Raw genomic sequence first — 20,336 nt, forward strand, 5'->3', positions numbered from 1 at the left:
CTTCCTGAGCAGCGAGCGCTCCGCCGTGACGTGGGGTAAGTTCGTGTCCCATCCTGGCCTCAGAGTGGCGAATAGTACTTCAGCCCTACAGTCTCAACCATTTCCGAGAGTTTGGTGAACAGCCCTTGCTGAGTGATCGACCGGCCAGCGGCGCGTTCACCGGACAGATACTCCCGCCAACTGGCGTTCCAGTAGCCGCCAGGGCCGAATCTCGGATCCCCCTTCCAGTGCAGTTGAAGATGAGTGTTCTCACTCACTTGGACTCGGAATTGTTCAATGTCTATGCCTGCCTCGGCCCAGTACGGTGCGAACTCTTCGGCTTGTGGGAACAGGTGATGACCAAACCAATCACCCTTGGCGGCGAGCTCCCCGGGCCGAAGCGCAATCCCTTCTCCTGGCTGTGCTCTTGGCGCGCCGCCCCTCAGCCAGAAGATACCCGCAATCTGAAACCCGGTCTCTTCGATTCCGCGCTTGAGGTTGAGGGCTGCGCCTACGCCTGCGCCAACTGTGTTGGCATGCTGGAGGTTGTACACGCTGCCGCCCAGTTTTCCTCCCAGCGCCGCTAGCTGCCCGCCGAGTGGTGTGGCCTGAAAGCCATACGCCAGAGCTTCGCCAAGGTCCCCCCTCTGGGCTGCGCCAGCGGCTGTGCGCAGCGACTTCACCGCGTTGTCGATTTGACCAATTGGCTGAAGGAACGGAATGGCAGTTGATGCAGACTGCTCCAACTGGGCGGTCGTATGGCTGCTGTACGCCTTGAGTGCTTCTCCGGCTGCGCTTTGTTGCGGCGCCGGCTGCGGCTGCGACTTGGGCGCAGGCGCCGGAGGCGCAGCGGGTGCGGGTGGAGGAGGAGGGGAGGCGCCGCAGCCTCCACCCTCGCAGCCAGGGGCGTTTGTGGGTGGCGCGTTTTGTGGGACCCCGCTCGGCACGGCGCTGAGCCCAACCGGATCGACCGCCTGAAGCGGGCGTCCTGCTACGTACGCGTAGACGTTTGGATCGCCTCCGATAGCGTGAATGGCGAGGGGATCGGCGCTTGCCCAGCGATTGAGCGGGGCGCTCATGAATCGGGCTCCGAAGTACGTCAGGCCTACTTCTACGTCGTCCTCCTTCCCGGTGAACTTGTAGTCCTCGCGGAAGCTCTTCCAGCGATCGGGCCGGTAGTCGCTTTCCGTCGCACCGAATGCCTCGTAGGTGCTGCGCTCCACGAGCTCGCTCGTCGCCTTGTCGAGTACCACGCCCGTCGAGCCGAGGTGGTCGCCAAGCTCGAAGAAGACGTGGAGGTGCGCGGTGCCGATCGTGGGAACTCGCGGCAAGCCGTCGGTGTTGGGCGGCTCGTAGACCAAGCGCGCGAGTCGGACGCCGTTGGCCTGCAGATACGCGACCTCGGTCAGCGGTGTCCGCTCGTAGTCGATCGTATCCGAAGGGCCGCCGGACGCAGTCCACCGCGCTCGCCGTAGCTCGAGGGAATCGAAAATGTAGACGGTGTGGCGTTCGGCGCCGGCGCCGTCGGAAGCCGACTTCAGCACGCGCTGGTCCCCCGCGTCGTAGGCGTAGCGGAGCGCCACGTTGGGATCCTGCGTGGTCGGCAGTGGATCTCCGGGGGCGCCAACCTGGGCGGCGGATACGTCCCAGCGGCGCGCGCGGACCAGGCGCCCGACCTCGTCCCAGTCGTATCCGAAGATCTGCGAACAGGTGGCGCCACTCGGCAGACAAGGACCGGCGCGCTTCAGGCGAAGCTCCGTCAGGTTCCCAGCATCGTCATAGGCGGTGGCTAGCGATCCAGTGCGTGATCCTCCAGCAGCACCGCTGTCTGCACTCTCCAGTTGATACGGCTTTGCCGAGTTGTTGCTAACACTTCCAAGCGAGCGATCGTAGAATCCGTGTGCGTCGTCGTCGGAAGCAGACGTGTTGCCAAGCCAGTCAAAGCCGTAGGACTGCCACAGCACTCGCTTGTCGAAGGAGACGTGCGGGCTCGGTTGCGCGCGGCGGTCGTCTTGAAGATCCGGGTCGCCGGAGTTCTCTGCCTCGAACGGGGACTTCCATGTGTCATCGCCGGCGGTGTACTGGTAGTCGACACGGCGGACGCGATACAGATCGTCGTACTGGATCTTGCGCGTGACGGGCTTGGCGCCGGATGGCCACTCGTCCGGAATGCGCCAGTCGCGGATCTCGACGGGATTGTTGACGACGTCGTACGAAAGATCCTCGTCTTGGAGAAGGAGCTGGAACGTCGGAAGGTTGGTCGGTCCCGGGGCGGGCTGGGGTTGATAGTCGCTTGGGGGCGCAGACCAGGATCCGGGAGGACCGCGATAGGTCTGCACGCTCTTGAGACGTCGACGATTGTCGTATGAGAACCCCGTGGTCGTATGCGCGGCGTCGCCGTAGACGATTTCGTTCACTAGGCCGTCTGCAGCGCGCTGCACGCCGGTGACCAAGCTGCCATAGCTGCCAGAAACACTTCCGAGCGTTCCGCGTGCTGTGTACGCGACATCGACGTTGCTCGCGTTCCCCGCACCGAGGAGCTCCGGAACCGTAGCGCCGGTTGACGATGTCGTGGGACGATCGGCAGCGTCGAACTCGTGGCTGCGCGTGTACCAGCGAGGCGCATACCGATTCGCAAACCCGACGCCTGGCGAAGGCTGCGCCACCTGGGTGGCTTCGTCCGTGACACGTCCTCGAGCATCGTAGCTGTTCCAGGATGCGGACGCGCGGTCCCAAGCTGCGACGAGGCGGCCCTTGCCAGCGCCCGCCGAGAATCCCGGTGGAGGCTCGCGTCCTGCGGCCAGGGTCGTTGGCGTCTTGTCGTACAGGTACAGGGTCTCGTAGCCGTCGGGCGAGGTGGTCGGGGTGTACGCGTCGTGAGCGCTCGTGCACGGCGAGTAGTCCTCTGCGAGCAAACGACCGGCCGCGTCATAGTGGAAGTTCGCTCCGCAGCCCCGCGCGTCACTGGTCCCGACGAGATCTCCCTGGTCGTTGTAGGCGTACCGCCACGCCTTCAGCCCATTGGGCTGGGGCGTCGCATCCACCGTGGTGTCTGTGGTGAAGTTCTTGCTCGTGTTGGGCTCGACGTTGAGCACCATGCGGCCCAGGGAGTCGTATCGGATCCAGCGCGTAACCTTCGCCGTGGTTCCAACGCGCCGCCTTTCCAGGACTTCGGGCTCTCCGGTCGGGAGGTAGCTGATCCGCTCCTCGCGCTCCACAATCATGCCGTCTTCGCGGAAGCGCTCAACGCTGCTCACCGCGCGGCCGTGGCCATCGGTGATCGCAGTTGCGGGCGTTCCCTGGTGCGGTCCCGGCCCGAGGTCCGCCGCATCCTGCATCTCGCTGGACAGGGCGTGGTAGCTGGTGACCAACGTCACCGTGCCATCCAGATCGTACGTCGCGATAGCACGTCCGAAGGCGTCGTAGCGCTGGCGTCCGTAGGGCTCGCTTGGCGCGGAGGACAGAGGAAACTGCTGGAACGTTCCTGTGTAGAAGTGCTCGAGGTACTTCCGTTGTGCGGCGCCCTTGGCATCAAAGTCCACGAAGTCCGAGACGATCCAGTCGCCCCCGTCACCGGCAGTCGGGTCCGCCTCAGCTAGCTCTGCGCGTGCGCGTCCCATGCCGTCGATGAGAGAGACCGATTGGAGATACTGCGCCACCGTCGGGTCTGAGCCGTCCTGCGCTTCGGAGAGGATCGCGGAGTACGGCTTTCCTAAGTCGGGCGGGAGGTAGTACGAGATCTTGAGGCTCGGCACGGCCCCAGGGCCGCCTGCAGGATCCGGACGGAGCACGCGCGTCAACCGCGCGAACTCGTCGTATTCCATCGTGGTGGGCTCGGTGTTCATGTCGAGAGCCACCGCCATGACCTCGAAACCGCGGTCGTAGGACGCGCTGGTCATGAGTGGATTTGCGCTGTCGCAGCCTGCGACGTAGAGCGTTTCTTTCGTGGGAAGCTGCGCGTAGAGCGGATCGTAGTCCACGTCGCGGCATCGCTCGTCGCCCGCCATGCCCGTTGGCGCAGACTCGCGCGTGAGATTCCCTAGCGTGTCGTACTCGCGGTTCCCCACCACGATCGTACCGTCGGAGGAAGCGTCTGCGGGCGTCGGCGCCACTGCCAGGTTCGCTTCATGAAAGCGATCCAGCTGCTCCGTGCCCCAAAGCTGCGCAGTCACCTGCAGCGGATCGCCGTGAGTGTCGTACGTGGTGGACGTGTCATTGCGGTTCCCGGCGTGCTGGCTGCCCGTCACGTAGCTGCGAACGGTCCTCCAGAGCCACCCCGTGGGCTCGCCGGTTGGCCGCCCCGGTACCGTGTGGGTCTGGATGGTTTCGTCCGGTTGCGGGCAAGCGGCCCCGCCGATGCACCCCATTGCCATTGCAGCGGTGCGATTTCCGAACACGTCGACCTCGGCAGTGCTCGCGACGTCTGCGCGTCCCGACGTGCTTCGTACTGGAACCGGATAGTAGGTGTCGGGCGCAGCGGGTTCTGCGGTTCCTGTGGGATAGACGAGCTCACGCTCGACGGCGGGCTTCGACAGGTACGTCGGTGACGCGGAAACGGGCACGGCCGTGTCGTGCAGCATCGTTGTCCGTCCGGTCTCATACGCGTGTCGCACCGTTCGCCCGTCGAGCCCCACGTAGAGCCCTCGCAGGCGGTACTGCACGTAGGAAGTACTGAAGTAATGACCGTCCTCGTCGTACTGCTCGGTCAGCCGTGGCAGGCCCTTTAGCGCTTCCCTCGGGTTGTCACGCCAGCGCTGGCCGAGGGCGCAGGCATCCACCCCGTCCGAGGCGTCCTCGTCCAAGCACTCGCCCAGTAGAAACCTGGATTCTGAAAGGTCCGTTGGGCTATTGGCGTCGCCAATGCGTTTGGCGGTGGCCCTGGAGAACCCGCGGAACTCGCGCTGCTGGCCGTCGTAGGCGGGGTCGGCGTACGTGTACTCGGTCGTGTACACACCGCCGAGGCCGTCGGATTCGGTGACGGACTTCACGACGTGCGCCACCGTCGGCATGGTGGACGACCACGCTGCCCCCGTCTTCTCCGCCGCGATCATCTCAGCGGTGGACGTCGAGTACGCGATGGTCGTCTGCTTCCCGAGGCCGTTCTTCACGCCCGTCAGAAGCCACGGCCGCGTTCCGCCTTGGAGGTCGATGTACTTGTACTCGTAGCCGTCACCCCACAGCACGTCCCGCGTGCCGGAGCCGTCGATGTCCACGAGGCGCACGCGATCGATGGACGCCGGGTTTGGCGGCGTATTGAAGATGATGTGGCGATCGGTCCAGCCCGTGCCGTTGACGTTCAGGTAGATGTCGACGGCGTTGAAGCGCACCTCGACCAGGTCCGCAAGGCCGTCCCCATTCACGTCGTCGAGCAACAGCGAGTCGCCCTGAACCACCTGGTAGTTCGGGCTGGTGTCCATTGCGACGTGGCGATCTTGGCCGTAGCCGCTGGCAGGGCAGTCGTCGCGCTTGCCGGTTCCCCAGAAACCGTTGCCGCGGCCTGGCCAGTAGCGGATGTCGCCGGAGCGAACCCGAACGATGTCGGTGATGCCGTCGCCGTTCATGTCGGCGAGCTTGATGTCCGGGTCGCTGAACTGGACCGGCGTCGCGCTCCACGGGAGGCAGCTCGTCACCGGGTCGTTGGAGATGGTGGCGGTGCCAGGACCGGTCCACTCGGCGTGCCCAAACTGTCCATCGCCCCCCGGATACCGGCCGAGCGAGAAGAACGTCTCCACCTCGGTACCAGTGGTGACCACGACGTCCACCAGACCGTCGAAGTTCACATCCAGCACCCGGATCTTCGAGTTCTCGTTCGTGAAGTCGATCTTCACGTCCTGTTGCGATGCGGTGGCTATGGACCGGCCCTGCCACTCCCATCCGCCGTTGGTGAGCACGGGCGAGAAGACCTCGTACTTCTTCGCTATGGGCATGTGCACCAGGTTGGCGCGCCCGTCCCCATCGAGATCGAAGGGAGACACGTTCGTGTTGGTGAGCTTGAGGATGTTCTCATCGGTCCCGGGAGGCACGCCGTTCGGGTTCACGCCGATCGTCGACGCCGAAAACCCGAGCCCGAGCGGATTGCTGGCCCCTGCGGCGACGCCGTTCAGGAACAGTCCGTGTTTCCCGTTGAAGAAGGCCGGCGCCGTCACGATCACGTCCGGCAGCGCGTCCGAATTGACGTCGAACAGGTCGGTCAGCCCCTCGTTCAGCGAGTACTTGGGGCTATTCGCAAGCTGCTGGAGCGTCTCGTCGAAGGCTTCGTATCCCAAGGCGTCCGGCGACGGCTTCACGTGGGAGTAGTCGAACTCCATCGGCGGAAGCGTTCCGCAGCTGGTCGTGGTGCCCTCGAACGGCGCGTTCTGCTCATGCGGCGCGCAACGTCCTTCAACCTGCACGGACTTCAAAAGTGAAACGTGGAACGAGTCGTCGTACTGGAGCCAGTAGCGACGCACGCGCTTGAACTCCGTGAGGCTGCCGGCGAACTCTTTGCTCCCGACGTCCACGCGCTGCAGGCGCAAGCGCTGCTCCATCCGATACCCACTCCGGTACGACACCGTCGGATCGGGTCTCACCTGCCAGTAGAGGCGAGTGTGGTGTGCGTAGTCGGTGAGGGTCGCGCTGGCGGGACTGTTGGCCGGCGACGTGTCGTAGATATCGGTCAGGTACGCACGCGCGCCGTCCTGCACGTAGCGGTAGACGACAGCATTGCTGGGTGTTGGAACCCCACTCGAAGGGTTGGCGTTCCCGTGCGTGTCGTACTGTCGCACGAGCCACCAGCGGTAGATTTCGCTGGCGTCCTGCGGGTTAGCCTCGGTCGCGCCCGTGTAGCCAGTGTTGTCGAGCGGGACGCCCAGCTCCATCGTGACGCCGCCCTTGCTCTGAACGCGCCACGTCTTCTTGTTCGGGGCTAGGAAGAAGCGCAGAAAGGAGCCCTCGACGCGCGCCCGGTAGTACTCGGTCCCGGCCACCGCCCAGATCGGGAGCGCCTCGCCGGGCTGCAGCCTGCCCGTGCACCCGTAGGTCGGCGACCCGACTTGGCAGATCGGGACCAACTCCTGGCCGCCGTTGAACACGAATCGGTCGCGGTTCGGATGCCAGTCCGTTCCGTCGTCGTATCGGGGGATGCCGCGATCGGTCTGGCGAGAAATGAACGGTACAGGTACGTCCCAGCCCACACCGGCCAGCCCGAATCCGTGCGAGGAGCTGTACGCAAGCGAAAGCGCCGGTTGCGCTCCCCCGCGCGCGCTGGGCAGGGCGATGGGCACCGTAAGCGTTGCGATGCCCGTGGAGAGCTGAGCCGAGAAGCTCTCGTCCATTCCTTTGATGGTGCCGCTGCCCTTGGGAATCGAGATCGCCTGGCTCGTGACGCCGCTCTTGTCTTGGCCGGTGGGGAGTGATTGCCCCTCTGGCTGCGCTTCCGGCTTGGGAGCGCGAGATCCGGGGATCGGTGGCTCGGCCACCTGGGTTTGGTTCTGCTTCTCGGGGTCTGGCGCGGCCGCCATCTTGCTGTTTTCTGGCGCTGCCAACTTTGCCGAATCGGGGTTCGCGGCGGCAGTGTCTGCGGGCGCGTCGGACGCGGTTTCCGCCAGCTCGGCGTGCTCAGGTGATGCAACAGCGGTTGAGGATGCGGACGGCTCCGCGTGGGCCGCGTCCACGACGCTACCGGCAAGCGCGCTTGCGGCTCCGAGAATGGTCACCGCGCGAAGAAGGCGAGACCGTTCGCGTGCGGGCGGGCTCATGACCCACCGTCCTGCGCTGCCGTGCGAAGGATGGGGACGGGAATCAACTCGGACAGCACATCCGGCGCCCCTTCGATGCCGCCCAGTACGCGCCCGTAGTCATCCCACGCGGCGACGAGCGCGCCCTGAGGAGCGAGCGGAGAGCTCGCCAGGGCAGGGAACCGCTGGTCGTCCTGCCCGTGAGCGGGCCAGCGCGGTAGCGCGAGCGGCGTAGCGAGCGAAAGGGTCGCGCCATCCCAAGTCGCCTCCTGGAGCCACAGTTGCTCGGCGGTTGGATCGCCCGCCGTCGATGCGCTGCGCCAGGCAATGAACGTCCGTCCGCCGACGACGGTAGCAACGGGCTGGCTCTGTGAGCTCGGTGGGCTCGCTGGTTCGAGCACGAAGGATGCCGTGGCACCCGGCTGACCGGTGCGGAGCAACGCGCCGCGCAGCCGCGAACCGTTCGCAACGCCAGCGTCCGCGCTGTCAATCGACTCCGTGTAGACGAGCAGCAGGGTGGTCGAGTCCAGCTCGACGAGTGCCGGCTTGTCGGATGCGGGCCCCGGTAGGTGCGGACCGACGCTCCAAGCGAGTGCACCGGCCTTCGCTGCGACCGCCTCCGTCCCACCCGCCGCGCTCTGACGCCACGCCGCAGCCCAGGACCCGCTGAACGCGGCCAAGCACACAGCGGTCTCTGCTGCCGAAGTTGCCGCGAGCGTTTGTTCGGAGGTGCCTGATAGGTTCAATGATGTCGGTACAACGCGGAAACGCAGGTCCGGCCCTGTCCCCACTGCCGAGTCGTCTTCCCACGCGATCACGACGTCACCACCGACACGCAACACGTCGGGGTTCAGCTGCGAGAAGGCCGTCGTTGTGTTCGCGTACTGCGGTGCGCCATTCGGCGGAGCACCCGACGGATCGACAAGGCGCAGGGCGACGCCGACCTCGTCGCCATCGCCGCTGAAGTCGTTCCACGCAACCGCGTACCTCCCCGCCGGAAGCGCGGCGACGACGGGATTGCTCCAGAGCAGCGCCGGCCCACCAGGCGTGATGTTCAGCGCATCGCCGATGCGGACGCCCTGTGGGTCGAACGCCTGAAGACTCACACGCGGCGGGACTTGTTCGGCTTCGACGAAGGCGATCGCGTAGCCATCGGTTCCAGCAGCTACGGGGTGACGTCCCTCGCCCAGATACCGTCCAGGCGGAGGCACGCCGCCTTCCGCTAGTTGCGCCTGGCCAACGAGGTAGTCGGTGACAACACACGCGGAAGTGCATGCGTCATCGTCGAGGCTGTTCCCGTCGTCGCATTCCTCGTCGAGCCCACGGATCCCGTCACCGCAAGTGAGGGAGACGGCGTCCGGTGTGGCGTCGAGCGGGCCGCCGTCAGTTGTTCCCCCCGAACCCGCAGCCCCTCCGGCACCGGAGAATCCGCCTGTGCCGGAGGTCCCGTCGGGGCTGGCGTCCTCGGGCGCGCCGCCTTGGCCGGCAGCGCCCGAAGCGCCCGCTGCACCTGCGCTTCCACCACTGCCCCCACTGGCATCCGGCCCAGCGTCGCCAGCCGAGCCGCCACCGCCTCCACCGCCAGATGGTCCGCATGCAAGTGGGCTGGCAAGAGCGAAAACACCCACCACTGCTGCGGGCGCAAGGTCCAAGAGATGCCAACGCATCGTGCATCTCCGCTACTGTTGAGCGACCCAATAGGAGGAGCCAACCAAGATTTGGATGCGCTCGAGTCGCTCGAGCCTCACGTCCGGGCCCGCTTGGAGCTCGAGTTCGTACTTCCCTCCAAAGGGTCGCCAGTACAGTTCGCTCCTCGAGACGGCGCCCACGTAGGATGTGTTCCACCCGTCCTTCAGCGGATCGAGCCAGAGCTCAGCCGCGAGTGCCTTGCCGCTTTCGATCCGGCCAGGTGGGAACTTGAAGGTCCACCAGTCGCCGGTGAAGTCCGTCACAATGGGTGTGCCGAAGTGACGAAGGTTGAACGGGAGAAATGCTTGCGAGTAGCAGGTGGCCGGATCTGGTGCCTTCTGGCAGTCACGCAATCCGGTCCCAACTAGGTTCACAGCCATTCGGGTCCATCGTGCGTTGTATCTAACGCTGAACGGTTGGACTACGCTCGTGCTGTCGAGCCGTCCCCATGGGTCCATTTGGAACACTGTGCGGGCGGCCAGCGCGCGTGGGACGTCGCATGACGATTCGGTGATGCACTCGAAGTCCTCGGGCGGACAGCCGCAGCCAGCGAAATCGGCGCATGCGACCGTCACCCCGCCGAGTTCGGCCGCCGGGACGGCTCGCCACTCCGCGTCCGTGATCCCCTGCGGTGGGCACTGGACCTGCCAGACCCCGACATCCGGAAACAGGGAGATGGTCTCTGTCCCGGTGTCAAAGGGCACAGGATCGCCAGGCGCCAGGCCCTTGAGGGTGACGATGTCAACGTCCTCCCCGGCGACTGCGCTTGGACGTTGGACCGCAAATCCATCAACAAACGCCCGGAGATTGGAGACGTAGTCGCTCACCTTGTTCGCGAAGATGCCTCCGGGCACGTTGTCGCCTACGGTGGAGCCCACGGCTGCGGGAAGGCTGAGGTCATACTCGTACACGCCGTCCGCCCACGTCGCGGGGCTCGCGACGAACGGCTCGTTCTGGGACAGGCGCGAGAGGTCCGCGACGTAGTGGGATTCGATCCCTCGGCGTGCGGTCAGCGCATAGCGACGCGCGGAGTCCAGCAGAGCCTTCGCGCGCCATGCATCGTACGCGCGGTAGCGACGATAGAGCCCGAATGACGTTGTTTGCGTTTGTCCGAGCAGGTCGAGTTCCAGCGCGTATCGCTCTCGTTCGAGCCGCGAGGAGTTGACGAGCTGGTCCACTGCGACCCCACTTTGAATGATCCTGGCCTGGTCCTCCCCCAGTCCCGAAAGCACGGAAGTAACGTTGAGGAGGCTGGTCTTCACTGCCTGCATTTGCGAGGCTTCTGCGACGCCGATGTCAGCCGCCAGCTCTGAACACTTCTCCATGTGTTGCTCGTAGGCGTCGTTTGCTCCCCAAGCCGCTCCGACGGCAATCCCACCCGGTCCAAACACCGCGCCTTGTGCCGCTCCGGTCGCGGCCCCCTTCGCAATGTCCTTGACAAAGTCATCGACGCCGCAGTTGTGCGCTCGGAGCAGGTTGGCTTTGTACAGCACCTTTGATGCGGTCTTGATGGCGGCGAGCGATGCTGCGATCTGCTTCTTGAGCAAGTCGAAGCGGTCATCAGGCGCTCGAATGGCCTGCCACTGCTCGACAAAGGCCGACTGGAGTTGACCGCCCTTGTAGTCCGCAAAGGTTGGCGACGTCTCGAGCGTGAGCGTTGCATTGAGCGGCGAGGCCAACGCGAAACGTGTCGAGAGCAGTCGTTCGACCGATGCCCGTGCGATGCATCCGAGTAGCACTGCTGCTTGCGCCTCTGCCGCGCTGCCGCTGCTTGCCTGTGGCGCGTTCAGAGCAGCCTGACATTCGGCTTCTGTGGGCGCTGGGAAGTTTTTGAGCGCCGGATACCAAGCGCCGAGAACGTTCGTCTCCGTCGTGCTCACGCTGCACGACGGGTTATCGTACCCGCACAGTTCCTGGGACGCCTGCTTCATGAGAAGCGCTGACTTCTGCGACTCCGCCTGGAGTTGCGCCTCATCCAGCTGCTGCGCAAGCAAGCCTTCCACGGCCTTGTCGACCGCATCCGTCGCGTCCTTGGCAGCCGTGTCGGCGGCATCGAGGTAGTAGCGAAATGCTGGGACGCTTGCTTGACCGCCGAGGATCTCGGAGTTCGTGGGCGGAACCCACCTGTGCGGCAGGCCGAATCCGTCGTAGGCGGGTTCGGCAGGGTTGCCGTCGTCTGGAAGCATTTGTCGCGCAACCCACCCACCAGTTGCGCCGCCATGGGCAAAATACTCCGCTACACGTTCCGGCGTTCCGTCGTCGGTCCGAGTGCGGACCCCATTTGCCACGATCGCGAATCGGCCATCAACGTTTCCGTTGAACACGTTGATCAGCTGGGGACCGGTTCCGCGCCAGGCGTAGAACGTCCACCACTTCTCGCTCGACTTCAGTGGCATCGGTCCAGCCGAAACAAGGTGCACGACGCTGCTGTTGGTCGCGGGCGAAAGGACCGCGAAATGGCCAGCGAGTAGCGAAGCTAGGAACCGTTCGGCGGCGTTGCGACCGAATACGTGAGCGTTCTGAGCTTGCGCGAAGGTCGCAGCCCATCCGTCGTTAGGGGCCGCCAGGAGCACCAGCAACTCCCCATTGACAGGTTCGCTCCAGAAGTCGTCCTGTGAATCAACAATCACCGACGCGGACCAGCGCGGGCTGCCCTGACTGTCTCCGCTAACGACAAGAGTCTTGCTCGTGGCATCGAATGTGGTCACTGGGCGGAGCGTCACTGACGTGCCTACCGATGTGGAGACAATCTTGTCAATGGCAGCGGAATGCTGGAAGTAGTCATCTAGTCTCGCCCGCTGCGGATCCGCAGTACCAAGGCTTCCGAGGCGCTCCACCGCGATGACTACCAAGTCCCGTACCGCCGCCATGGCTGGGATGGCGCCCATCGTTCGCTCGGCTTCTGCGGCCAGGCCTCCAGGACGGCCGAGGAATGGGTTACAGATGCCGAATAGCTCAACGCACTCGTAGTCCGTCGAGAAGCCTTGCTGGTGTGAAGGTGCGAGCGGGTCGAGGTCTGTCGCTGTTGCGAGGCGAAGGTGCGAGTTCTTGCTGTACGTTCCAGACAGATCGGCTGGTGGGCGAGGGACAAGCCGCGCGGTAGGAGAGATGTGGATTCCGTTCGCGCCGAGGGTGAGGTCGCCATCAACGACGTGGCTGCCATAACGCTGGTATGGGCACGGGGAACCTGCAGCCGGGTCAAAGGGCGACAGGTCCAATTGCGGCCCGATTGCGTCGGCGAGCTGTTGGGCCACTGTGTCAACATGCTCGCGACGAACGCGCGCATAGCGCCAGAGCGCATGCTCGTCGGGATCAGCTGGTATCGCAACGCTAGAGCAGGACTCGGTTACGGGATCGAAGTCGAGGCACAGCGTTTCGCGTAATCTTCGCTCAAGGGCATCGTACATCTTGCTCGCGCTGGACGCGACGTCGATGCTTGGGCATTGCTGGAAGCGGCCGCTCGCTGTCAGGTCAAGTAGATCAAAATGCTGAAGCAGAGCGAGCGCTGTGCGCGAACGCGGGTCATCGCTGTCCACACCGACGTACGGGACCACCTTCTTGTCTGGCCAACCCGTTGCCGGAGTGCCGATGCCGGCGGGATGCCGCCATGGCGTGCCTCCGCGCGCTGCAAGCGGGTCACCTCCATAGGCCGCCAGCATCAGTCTTTGCTGCCAGGACGTTGCCCCCCAAGTCTCGTCTGCTCGAGTCTCTGGGGCGCCGCCGTGGGGCAACCGCGCACTTCGACTGCGCGCAAGGAGCCCGAGCACCTCTTCCGTCAGATCTGAGTGAAGCTGTACGGACGTTGCGAAGTCCCGGCCCATGTTCTCCAGGACGCCGGTCGGTGCGTTGTGGCCGAACCATTGAAGGTAGGGGACTCGGTACGGGACCAGGTCCGGAGCGCAAGGGCCCGTGTTGGGGGTGGGGGGGCAAATGGGCGCGGTGCCGTCTCCGTTCGAAGCGAACACACTTCCGAGTAGTGCATAGTGGAGCATGGCGATCTGAGCGCGCTCGCGTGTGGTTTCGAGTAGCTCAAGCTGCTCCGAGTTCGACATCAAGAGTGCTTCCGCGCCGGCTGTTCCCGGCGCCAGTGAGCGTAGGTGTTGCGCAATGCACAGATTGATTCCCGCCCAACGCAGATCGGTATTGGCGAGGTCGAACGAAGCGCCCCACGCGCCCGCATGCGCATCCACGAAAGACTCTTTCACCGGTGTGGGTTCTATTCCGACGCTCCGAGTCAGCTGCGGATTGTCCGGGTCGCAGTTGTTCGCCTTGGTTGCCCTGAACTCGACCCACTGGCTCAGCGGTTTGAGCCCGGTGGGCGGCATGACCTCGGAGATTCGGGTGATGACGTTCTGAAACACCCGATCGCTGTTGGAGAACTCGCCTGCAAAATCGATGTCATCGGAAACACAAGCGGCCGCAGCGTCAGCAAACAGCAGCTGAACCCTCGTGCCCCTCCACGATATCTTGTTGTTCGCGCACGGGACCGGCGTCAGTCCAGGCGCCGTCAACGAGTAGTGGCCTAGCTGCGTGTCTGACTGCCCGCTATCTACGGCGCAGGAACTGACGAACAGAACCAGTATGCAGGCGCAGACGCGGACGGTGCGCACGAGGGTGTTTGCACGACTAGTCATGGCAGCACCGAATTCCCGTCATGTAGGGTGGCTGGTCAGGGAGTTGCTGGTTGGGAGTGATCGAGAGATACCCGGCACAAGCTGGTTTCGAGAGGGGTAACGATGTAGGCGAGTCGATCGAACCGCCGACCGCCTTGCACGGATCACAGCTGTCTATCCAATCCCAGGCGCCCGTCGCCATGTCGAACAGGCCGGGGAGCGGGCCCGCACATTCAGGGTTGCCAACCGGGACCACGGTCAGGGACGTGGCGCATTTGTCGGAATAGACCTGACCGTAGGGGAACGCTAGTGTGCCTCCGAGGCTGCAGGCATTGAATCGTTCGCTTACGTTCGGATCGGCATACTCATTTCCCACGAGCGTGCCGCCACCGATCCTGCCGCACAAACGCTTGCCAGCCCATTCGCAGTACGCTTTCGCGTCGCAGTAGTCGACGCAAAGCATCGGGTAGTCGGATGGAGTGGCATCGAAGCCGCCAGGCCAGCAGTCTTCGCGAATCCACTGTTTGTTTGCATCCTTGCATGAACCGGTTTGCGCGGCGGAGGGGTCCGGGTTCGCTGCCACGAACGCGGCGTAGTGCTCGCGAGTTGCCTCAGTTGCATCTATGCAGTAGGAGCCGCCGGCCGGGGCGCTCACCTCCACCATTGGCGGCCCCGGGAGATTAGTTGGGCACGCGGTGTTCGCTCCGGTGCCGCCGCCCCCGGATTGACCACCGGTACCAGAGCCTCCGCAGTTGCAGACTCCCCACGCGCGGTTTGCATCACACAGTTGGCCGCCTTTGCACGCTGCCGGTCCTACGCACTCTCTGGTCTGGCCGGGCTCGCATCCTTCGCTGGCACCACTGTCGGATTGGCCGCACGAGATGACCAAGAAGGCAGCGACAAGACCCCAACTTCCGCTCGGCTTCATTGAACGTCTCGCGCGCATCGGAACGACCATGCGCCTTCTTGGGCGTTTCCGCCGATTGCTGCCGCCGCGGGTAGCAGGGCATCGATGGACGCGCCGCGGAGTGAGGTCACCTTGCATCCGCCCTTGCCCGCGCATGCACGGACCGCGGCTCCCGAGTCAGAAGCGAGAAGCTCTGCGCTGGTCAACAAGACATCCTCCATTCCTGACGGCGCGGCGCCGGCTGGATGCCTCCCCACACCGAGTAGTTGCTCAGCAGTGCACTGGCCGCGGCAACAGTTTGGGTCAGTGAGTGCCGCAACTGCGTTGGGGTGTTGTGCACACGATGGCTCGTCGTCGCCCCACGGGAACTCGTGGACGTCCGGCCCCCGAGCGGCAAGCAGCCATTCCTCGACCTTTGGAAGGCGCGCGCCGAGCCAGGCGCAGTAGCCAGCCGCCTGCGCTACGCTCACGCAGGTCACCGGCACGGTCTCCGCCTTCGCGGCGCGCGCGGTGTAGGTTTGAGCGGAACGCGGACCGGGGGCACACAGGGCCTTTCCCATTGCCGGACGCGCACAAGCCCCCGCGCTCACACAATCTCGGTACTCGGCAACTGTGATCGGCGATCGGGTGATGGCGAACGCGGATACAGACGCCTTGGTCATTAGCTGTGCGCTCCTGGTGCCCACCACGACTTGACCTCCAGGTACCTGCACTGTGTCCGGGTATCGTGTTGGCCCACGCTGCGGCTTGGTTCCGTCAGTGCTGCAGCCGAAGAGCGCGCTGCCTACTGCTAAGAAGAGAACACCTGAGGGCCGGGCCCGGTGCCGCGATAGCTTGAGAGGTTCGCCCTTGGCATTCAGATTCTCCGTGCTCGGCGCCGCGTTCGGCGGTCGAGCGACATCCAACCCATTCTGCCGCCTCATGTTGTTCTCCTGCCCGCTGTGAAGCGTGTCGCTTCGTGTTCCCGTACGCCGATCCCTCCGCCACCTGGCGCACGAAGTCCACTCACATGATTCTCACAAGCAAACGTGTGCGCAGGTGTGCGCGTGCGGCGTGCCAGCTAGCCCATCAACGAGTAGCCGACGCCCGGAATGTTGCAGACAAGCTTTGACGCAGGTCCGATCGCGTCGCAGATCCGCGATCTCACGGTGTGGCAAGCGTGTTTGCTGAGCTTCAGCGCAGTGTTGAGCCGCTCGTATGTGACGATCTCGTTGCGATGTTCGTCCAGGACGCGCAAGAAGGCATGCTCCTGCTGCCGGAGTCGGATCACTCGTCCACGCACCCGCACGGTTGTTTCGTCTCGGAGAACCTCCAAGAGCGGCAGCTGGAGCTGTGCTCCGCATCGCCGAGCAGCGGCCGCAACGGCCCCGAGCAGCACGTCCGGCCCGTCCCCCTTCATCACGAACTGGTCGGCGGCGCGGTGGAGCGCGGCGGCCTTCACCTCGGGGTCCGTGCTTCCGCTCAGCGCGATGATCTGGCCGTCGTAGCCGCGGTCGCGGAGCACTTGGCCCAGTTCTATGCCGCTCTGCCCTTGGTCCAGCGCAATGTCCAAGAGCACGATTTGATACGGATCTACCGCGTTTCGCTCCAGGAGCTCAGCGCCGGTGGTGAACCCCATGACGAAGTACCCGTGGCGGTTGAGCAGGCTCACTGTGCTCTTCATGGACAGCTCGTCGTCATCCACGACGAGCACGCCCACGACTTCTGATTCCCCGGGTCCCGCTCCCACCTTGCCGTTCATCATCTTACTCCTCCTGTGGGGAGGTCCGCGAGCTGGCATCCATGACAGGTCATGACGGGGCCATCGGGTCGCTCGCCCCGCAGTTGCGCGAAAAGACACCGATGGCGAACTGACGGAGCCGATACCTCACGCCCCGGCACCTTCTCCTGCGACCGCACCTGTCGCAGAAACGCCCGCATGTGCGGAGAATTGCTCAGGACCGAAGAGCGGATGGCGGTGGGCCGTGGGGGCTACCGCCGTCCGCCCCGCTTCTTGGTCCTCACCGTGCGTCGTCCCGCTTCGCCGGCCTGCTGCGCGTCCTTGGCGCTCGCGCCGCGGTCCTAGCGGCATCCGCCGAAGGCACATCAAGCTCCGCAGGGCTTGGGGTTGGTCGGTGAGGCGCGGGCACAAGTGGTTCGGGCGCGTTCAGTGGCACGGGCGCGTCCGGTGGCGCACGTGCGACACTTCGTTTCGACGCCCATGTCTCCGAGCGGACCGCCGCTTGGCTCGAGCTTGAACGCGACGTCAAAAGCGCTCTTGTTGCCCAGGAAGTTCCGGTCGGTCCGTCCGGGCGAATGCTCGAAGCAGATCCGCACTCGTCCGTGAGGCGCCTCGGACCACTATCAACGCACAGCTCGCTCTGCGAGGAGGAGCCGGCCCTACCGGGGAGGCATTCCCCCTCGCGCCAGCGTGTACACTCGGCGACCATGGTAGTCGCCCCAGGGCGTAGGCAATCGACAAGACGCACGCACTCGATCGAGTCCATGCGCGCCCTGGCGAAGAAGCGCGGCGGGGAGTGCCTGTCCCAGCGCTACCGGAGCGTGGACGACAAACTCCGGTGGCGCTGCGCCGAGGGGCACGAGTGGAAGACCATTCCATACCTGGTGCTCAACGGATCGTGGTGCCCAGAGTGCAGTCTGGGTCGCCGGCCCCCGGCCAAGATGCTCGCGTACATGCGCCGGGTTGCGCGGGAGCGCGGCGGGCGCTGTCTGGCGACCGCATACGCCAAGGCCAAGGACGACTACGTGTGGGAGTGTGCCCAAGGGCACCGCTGGAGTCGGAGCTGGGATCAGATCCAGGGCGGCAGCTGGTGCCCGAAGTGCGTGGGCCGGCTGCCCGCTGGCGAAGCGCTGGCGGAGCTCCGGCGCATCGCGCGCCAGCACGGCGGCAAGTGCTTGTCGCCGCGCTACCTCGGCTCGAACGTGAAGCTCGAATGGCAGTGCGCAGAGGGCCATCGCTGGCTGGCGCCGCCGGGTGGCATACGGGGCGGCCGCTGGTGCGCGCGCTGTGCCGGCAACGTTCCGCTCACGCTGACAGAGCTGCGCAAGGTGGCGGTGGCGCGCGGCGGAAAGTGCTTGGCGAAGACTGTCCACGGCGCACACACGCCTGTTCGTTGGCGCTGCGCCCAAGGCCACGAGTGGCTGGCGGGGCCGTCGCGGGTGAAGCACGGAAACTGGTGCCCGGAGTGTGCTCGCGCACCGCGCTACACGCTGGCGGACATGCAAGCTGTCGCTGCGGCACAGGGTGGCCAGTGCGTCTCGAAGCGCTTCGTCACCATGAACCACCACCTGCGCTGGCAGTGTGCCAAAGGGCACACCTGGACCGCGACGGGGGTGCAGGTCGCGACGACCGGGACGTGGTGTCCGGTGTGTTGGGGACGTCAGCTCGGCACTATCGCGCAGATGCGCGAACTGGCCCGGTCGCGCGGTGGCAAGTGCCTTTCGCGGAAGTACGTGAACGCTGCCGCCAAGCTGCGCTGGCGTTGCGCTGCCGGACACGAGTTCGAGATGGCGCCGGCGTCCGCGAAGCGCTCACACTGGTGCCCGTACTGCTTGCGGCGTGGCTCGAGAGGCATCGGCGACTTCCTGCTCGCCGAGCACCAACGCGTCGCCCGGGAGCGCGGCGGTACGTGCCTCTCCAAGCGTTACGTCGATGCGCTGACCCCGCTCCGCTGGCGCTGTCAGCTTGGCCACGAGTGGGAAGCGAGCCCGGGAGCCATCGTGAACGGCACCTGGTGTCCCGAGTGCGCCCACACGCGCCGTCCAAAGCTCGAGGAGGTGCAGCGCGCCGCTCGCGAGCAGGGTGGTCGCTGCCTTTCGAAGCGCTACATCAACAGCACGACGCCCCTCAGCTTCGAGTGCCGCTACGGTCACCGCTGGCGGACGCGGCCGCTCAACGTGCGCCGCGGCTGCTGGTGTCCGAAGTGCGCACGCCGGCGCGGCGGCGCGCGCGAGCCGCTGACGATCGAGGAGCTGCAGCTCCAGGCGGAAGAGCGCGGCGGCGCATGCCTGTCGAAGGAGTACCTGGGCCACAAGACGCCGCTGACCTGGCGCTGCGGGCTCGGTCACGAATGGGAAGCGCGGCCGCTCTCGATCCGGAATGGCTCGTGGTGCCCGGTGTGCTCGGGGCGCCAGCCGCTGACGTTGGAGGACATGCAGCGGTCGGCGGAGAACAGGGGTGGGCGCTGCCTATCCAAGGGGTACAAGGGCGTCCGCGACAAGCTCACATGGGAGTGCGCGCAGGGACATCGCTGGCGCGCGCAGCCGTTCGTGATCCGGAGCGGCTCGTGGTGTCCGAAGTGCATGGAAACGCCGCCGGATGTGGGCATTGCGCGCGTGAGCGCGCTGGCGCGTGAGCACGGCGGCGTTTGCCTGTCGTCCAAGCATCGCGACCCGAGCAAGCCGCTGCGCTGGCGTTGCGCGAGCGGCCACGTGTGGCGCGCGCCGGAGTCGACGGTCGTCGGGGGGCAGTGGTGCCCGCGGTGTGTCACTTGACGGGTGTGCGCAAATCCGTCCGGCGCGCGTGGTTCCGCGGCGGACCAACATCCCCCGAAAGAAAGGGCAGCCGCGCAGACAAAAGCAAAACGCGCCACGAGGACTCGTGACGCGCAGCGTGGTGATAGAGCGGGAGAAGGGATTCGAACCCTCGACGTCCACCTTGGCAAAAGGGCAAAAAGCCGTTTCCCGCTGTTACGCGAAAACATAAGTAGCTGAATTTGCACAACAGGCGTTACCCGGACGATCCAGCCGTTACGCCAAAGTGGTACTCGAGGTGGTACTCAGACGGTTTTGAGTACCACTTGACGCCGCACGCGCCGTTGGTGGCCCAGACGTGCGCGCACGCGAAACTCTGCTGCCCACTTGAACTGCTCTTGCGATGGACTTGCACTGCTCTAGAGCTGTGCATTTGCGTGTCTTTTTCCGATAATACCGGGGGAAACTCGGCGCTGTGCTTCCTCCTGGGCGGCGTGATTCCCCTGGACGGCGTGATTCTACTTCGCGGCCCCATCTGACCACCCCATTCGCAGGCGCGGACTAACGCCCAGTTCGCAAGTGATTAGCGACGTGCTTGCTCTAAGGATTATTCCAGAGGCGCTCCTTCGCGTGTTTGATGTTGTCGATTCGGCGCGTCTGGTGCGGGTACGCCCGCTCGTAGCAGCCGGAACTTCAGCAAGAAAGGAGCCCCAGTGGGCCCAAGGAAGCCCAAGGGCGGCCCTAACGGGGCCGTTGCAAGGGCACGTCCTCGCCGGCCCCGTCTTGAGGGACGAGCGCTGGTTGCGGCTCCCGCGGAGCTACGCGACCTCGTGCGGCAAGAGCACGGCGCCGTTGCGGCGCGAGGTTCGGCCGCAGCGCGCAGGTCCGACACCAACGAGCTTCGCGGATTTGATCAGGGTGTAGAAGAGGGCCGCGACTTCGGTGGCGCGGCGTGATCGG

7 protein-coding genes are annotated in these 20,336 nt (G+C 65.2%); 1 reads left to right on the forward strand and 6 read right to left on the reverse strand.

Translation table 11 applies throughout. The features are described 5' to 3' along the window. Positions 1 to 59: 59 nt before the first annotated feature. From H6717_06090 to H6717_06115, 6 genes are all read right to left on the reverse strand, one after another. On the reverse strand, positions 60 to 7,478 hold the full coding sequence (locus tag H6717_06090; GenBank protein MCB9576581.1) for a DUF2380 domain-containing protein: 7,419 nt from the start codon (positions 7,476 to 7,478) through the stop codon (positions 60 to 62). Positions 7,479 to 7,711: 233 nt separating this feature from the next. Next, positions 7,712 to 9,361 (reverse strand): hypothetical protein, encoded by a 1,650-nt coding sequence (locus H6717_06095; protein ID MCB9576582.1) that lies wholly within the window; start codon positions 9,359 to 9,361, stop codon positions 7,712 to 7,714. A 12-nt stretch (positions 9,362 to 9,373) separates the two neighbouring features. Then, on the reverse strand, positions 9,374 to 14,017 hold the full coding sequence (locus H6717_06100; GenBank protein MCB9576583.1) for a hypothetical protein: 4,644 nt from the start codon (positions 14,015 to 14,017) through the stop codon (positions 9,374 to 9,376). Continuing rightward, a complete protein-coding gene (locus H6717_06105) occupies positions 14,010 to 14,660 on the reverse strand; it encodes an SUMF1/EgtB/PvdO family nonheme iron enzyme (GenBank protein ID MCB9576584.1) in 651 nt (216 codons plus the stop codon). Before H6717_06105 ends, H6717_06100 begins: the two co-directional genes overlap by 8 nt. A gap of 260 nt (positions 14,661 to 14,920) precedes the next feature. Then, on the reverse strand, positions 14,921 to 15,592 hold the full coding sequence (locus H6717_06110) for an SUMF1/EgtB/PvdO family nonheme iron enzyme (GenBank protein ID MCB9576585.1): 672 nt from the start codon (positions 15,590 to 15,592) through the stop codon (positions 14,921 to 14,923). Between the two features lie 371 nt (positions 15,593 to 15,963). Next, positions 15,964 to 16,647 (reverse strand): response regulator transcription factor, encoded by a 684-nt coding sequence (locus H6717_06115; GenBank protein ID MCB9576586.1) that lies wholly within the window; start codon positions 16,645 to 16,647, stop codon positions 15,964 to 15,966. Between the two features lie 740 nt (positions 16,648 to 17,387). Here H6717_06115 and H6717_06120 point away from each other — a divergent pair. Next, positions 17,388 to 19,397, forward strand: a complete 2,010-nt coding sequence (locus H6717_06120; protein MCB9576587.1) for a hypothetical protein — start codon at positions 17,388 to 17,390, stop codon at positions 19,395 to 19,397. Positions 19,398 to 20,336: the final 939 nt, after the last annotated feature.

This window comes from Polyangiaceae bacterium (assembly GCA_020633235.1).
Classification (GTDB): Bacteria; Myxococcota_A; Polyangia; order Polyangiales; family Polyangiaceae; genus JACKEA01.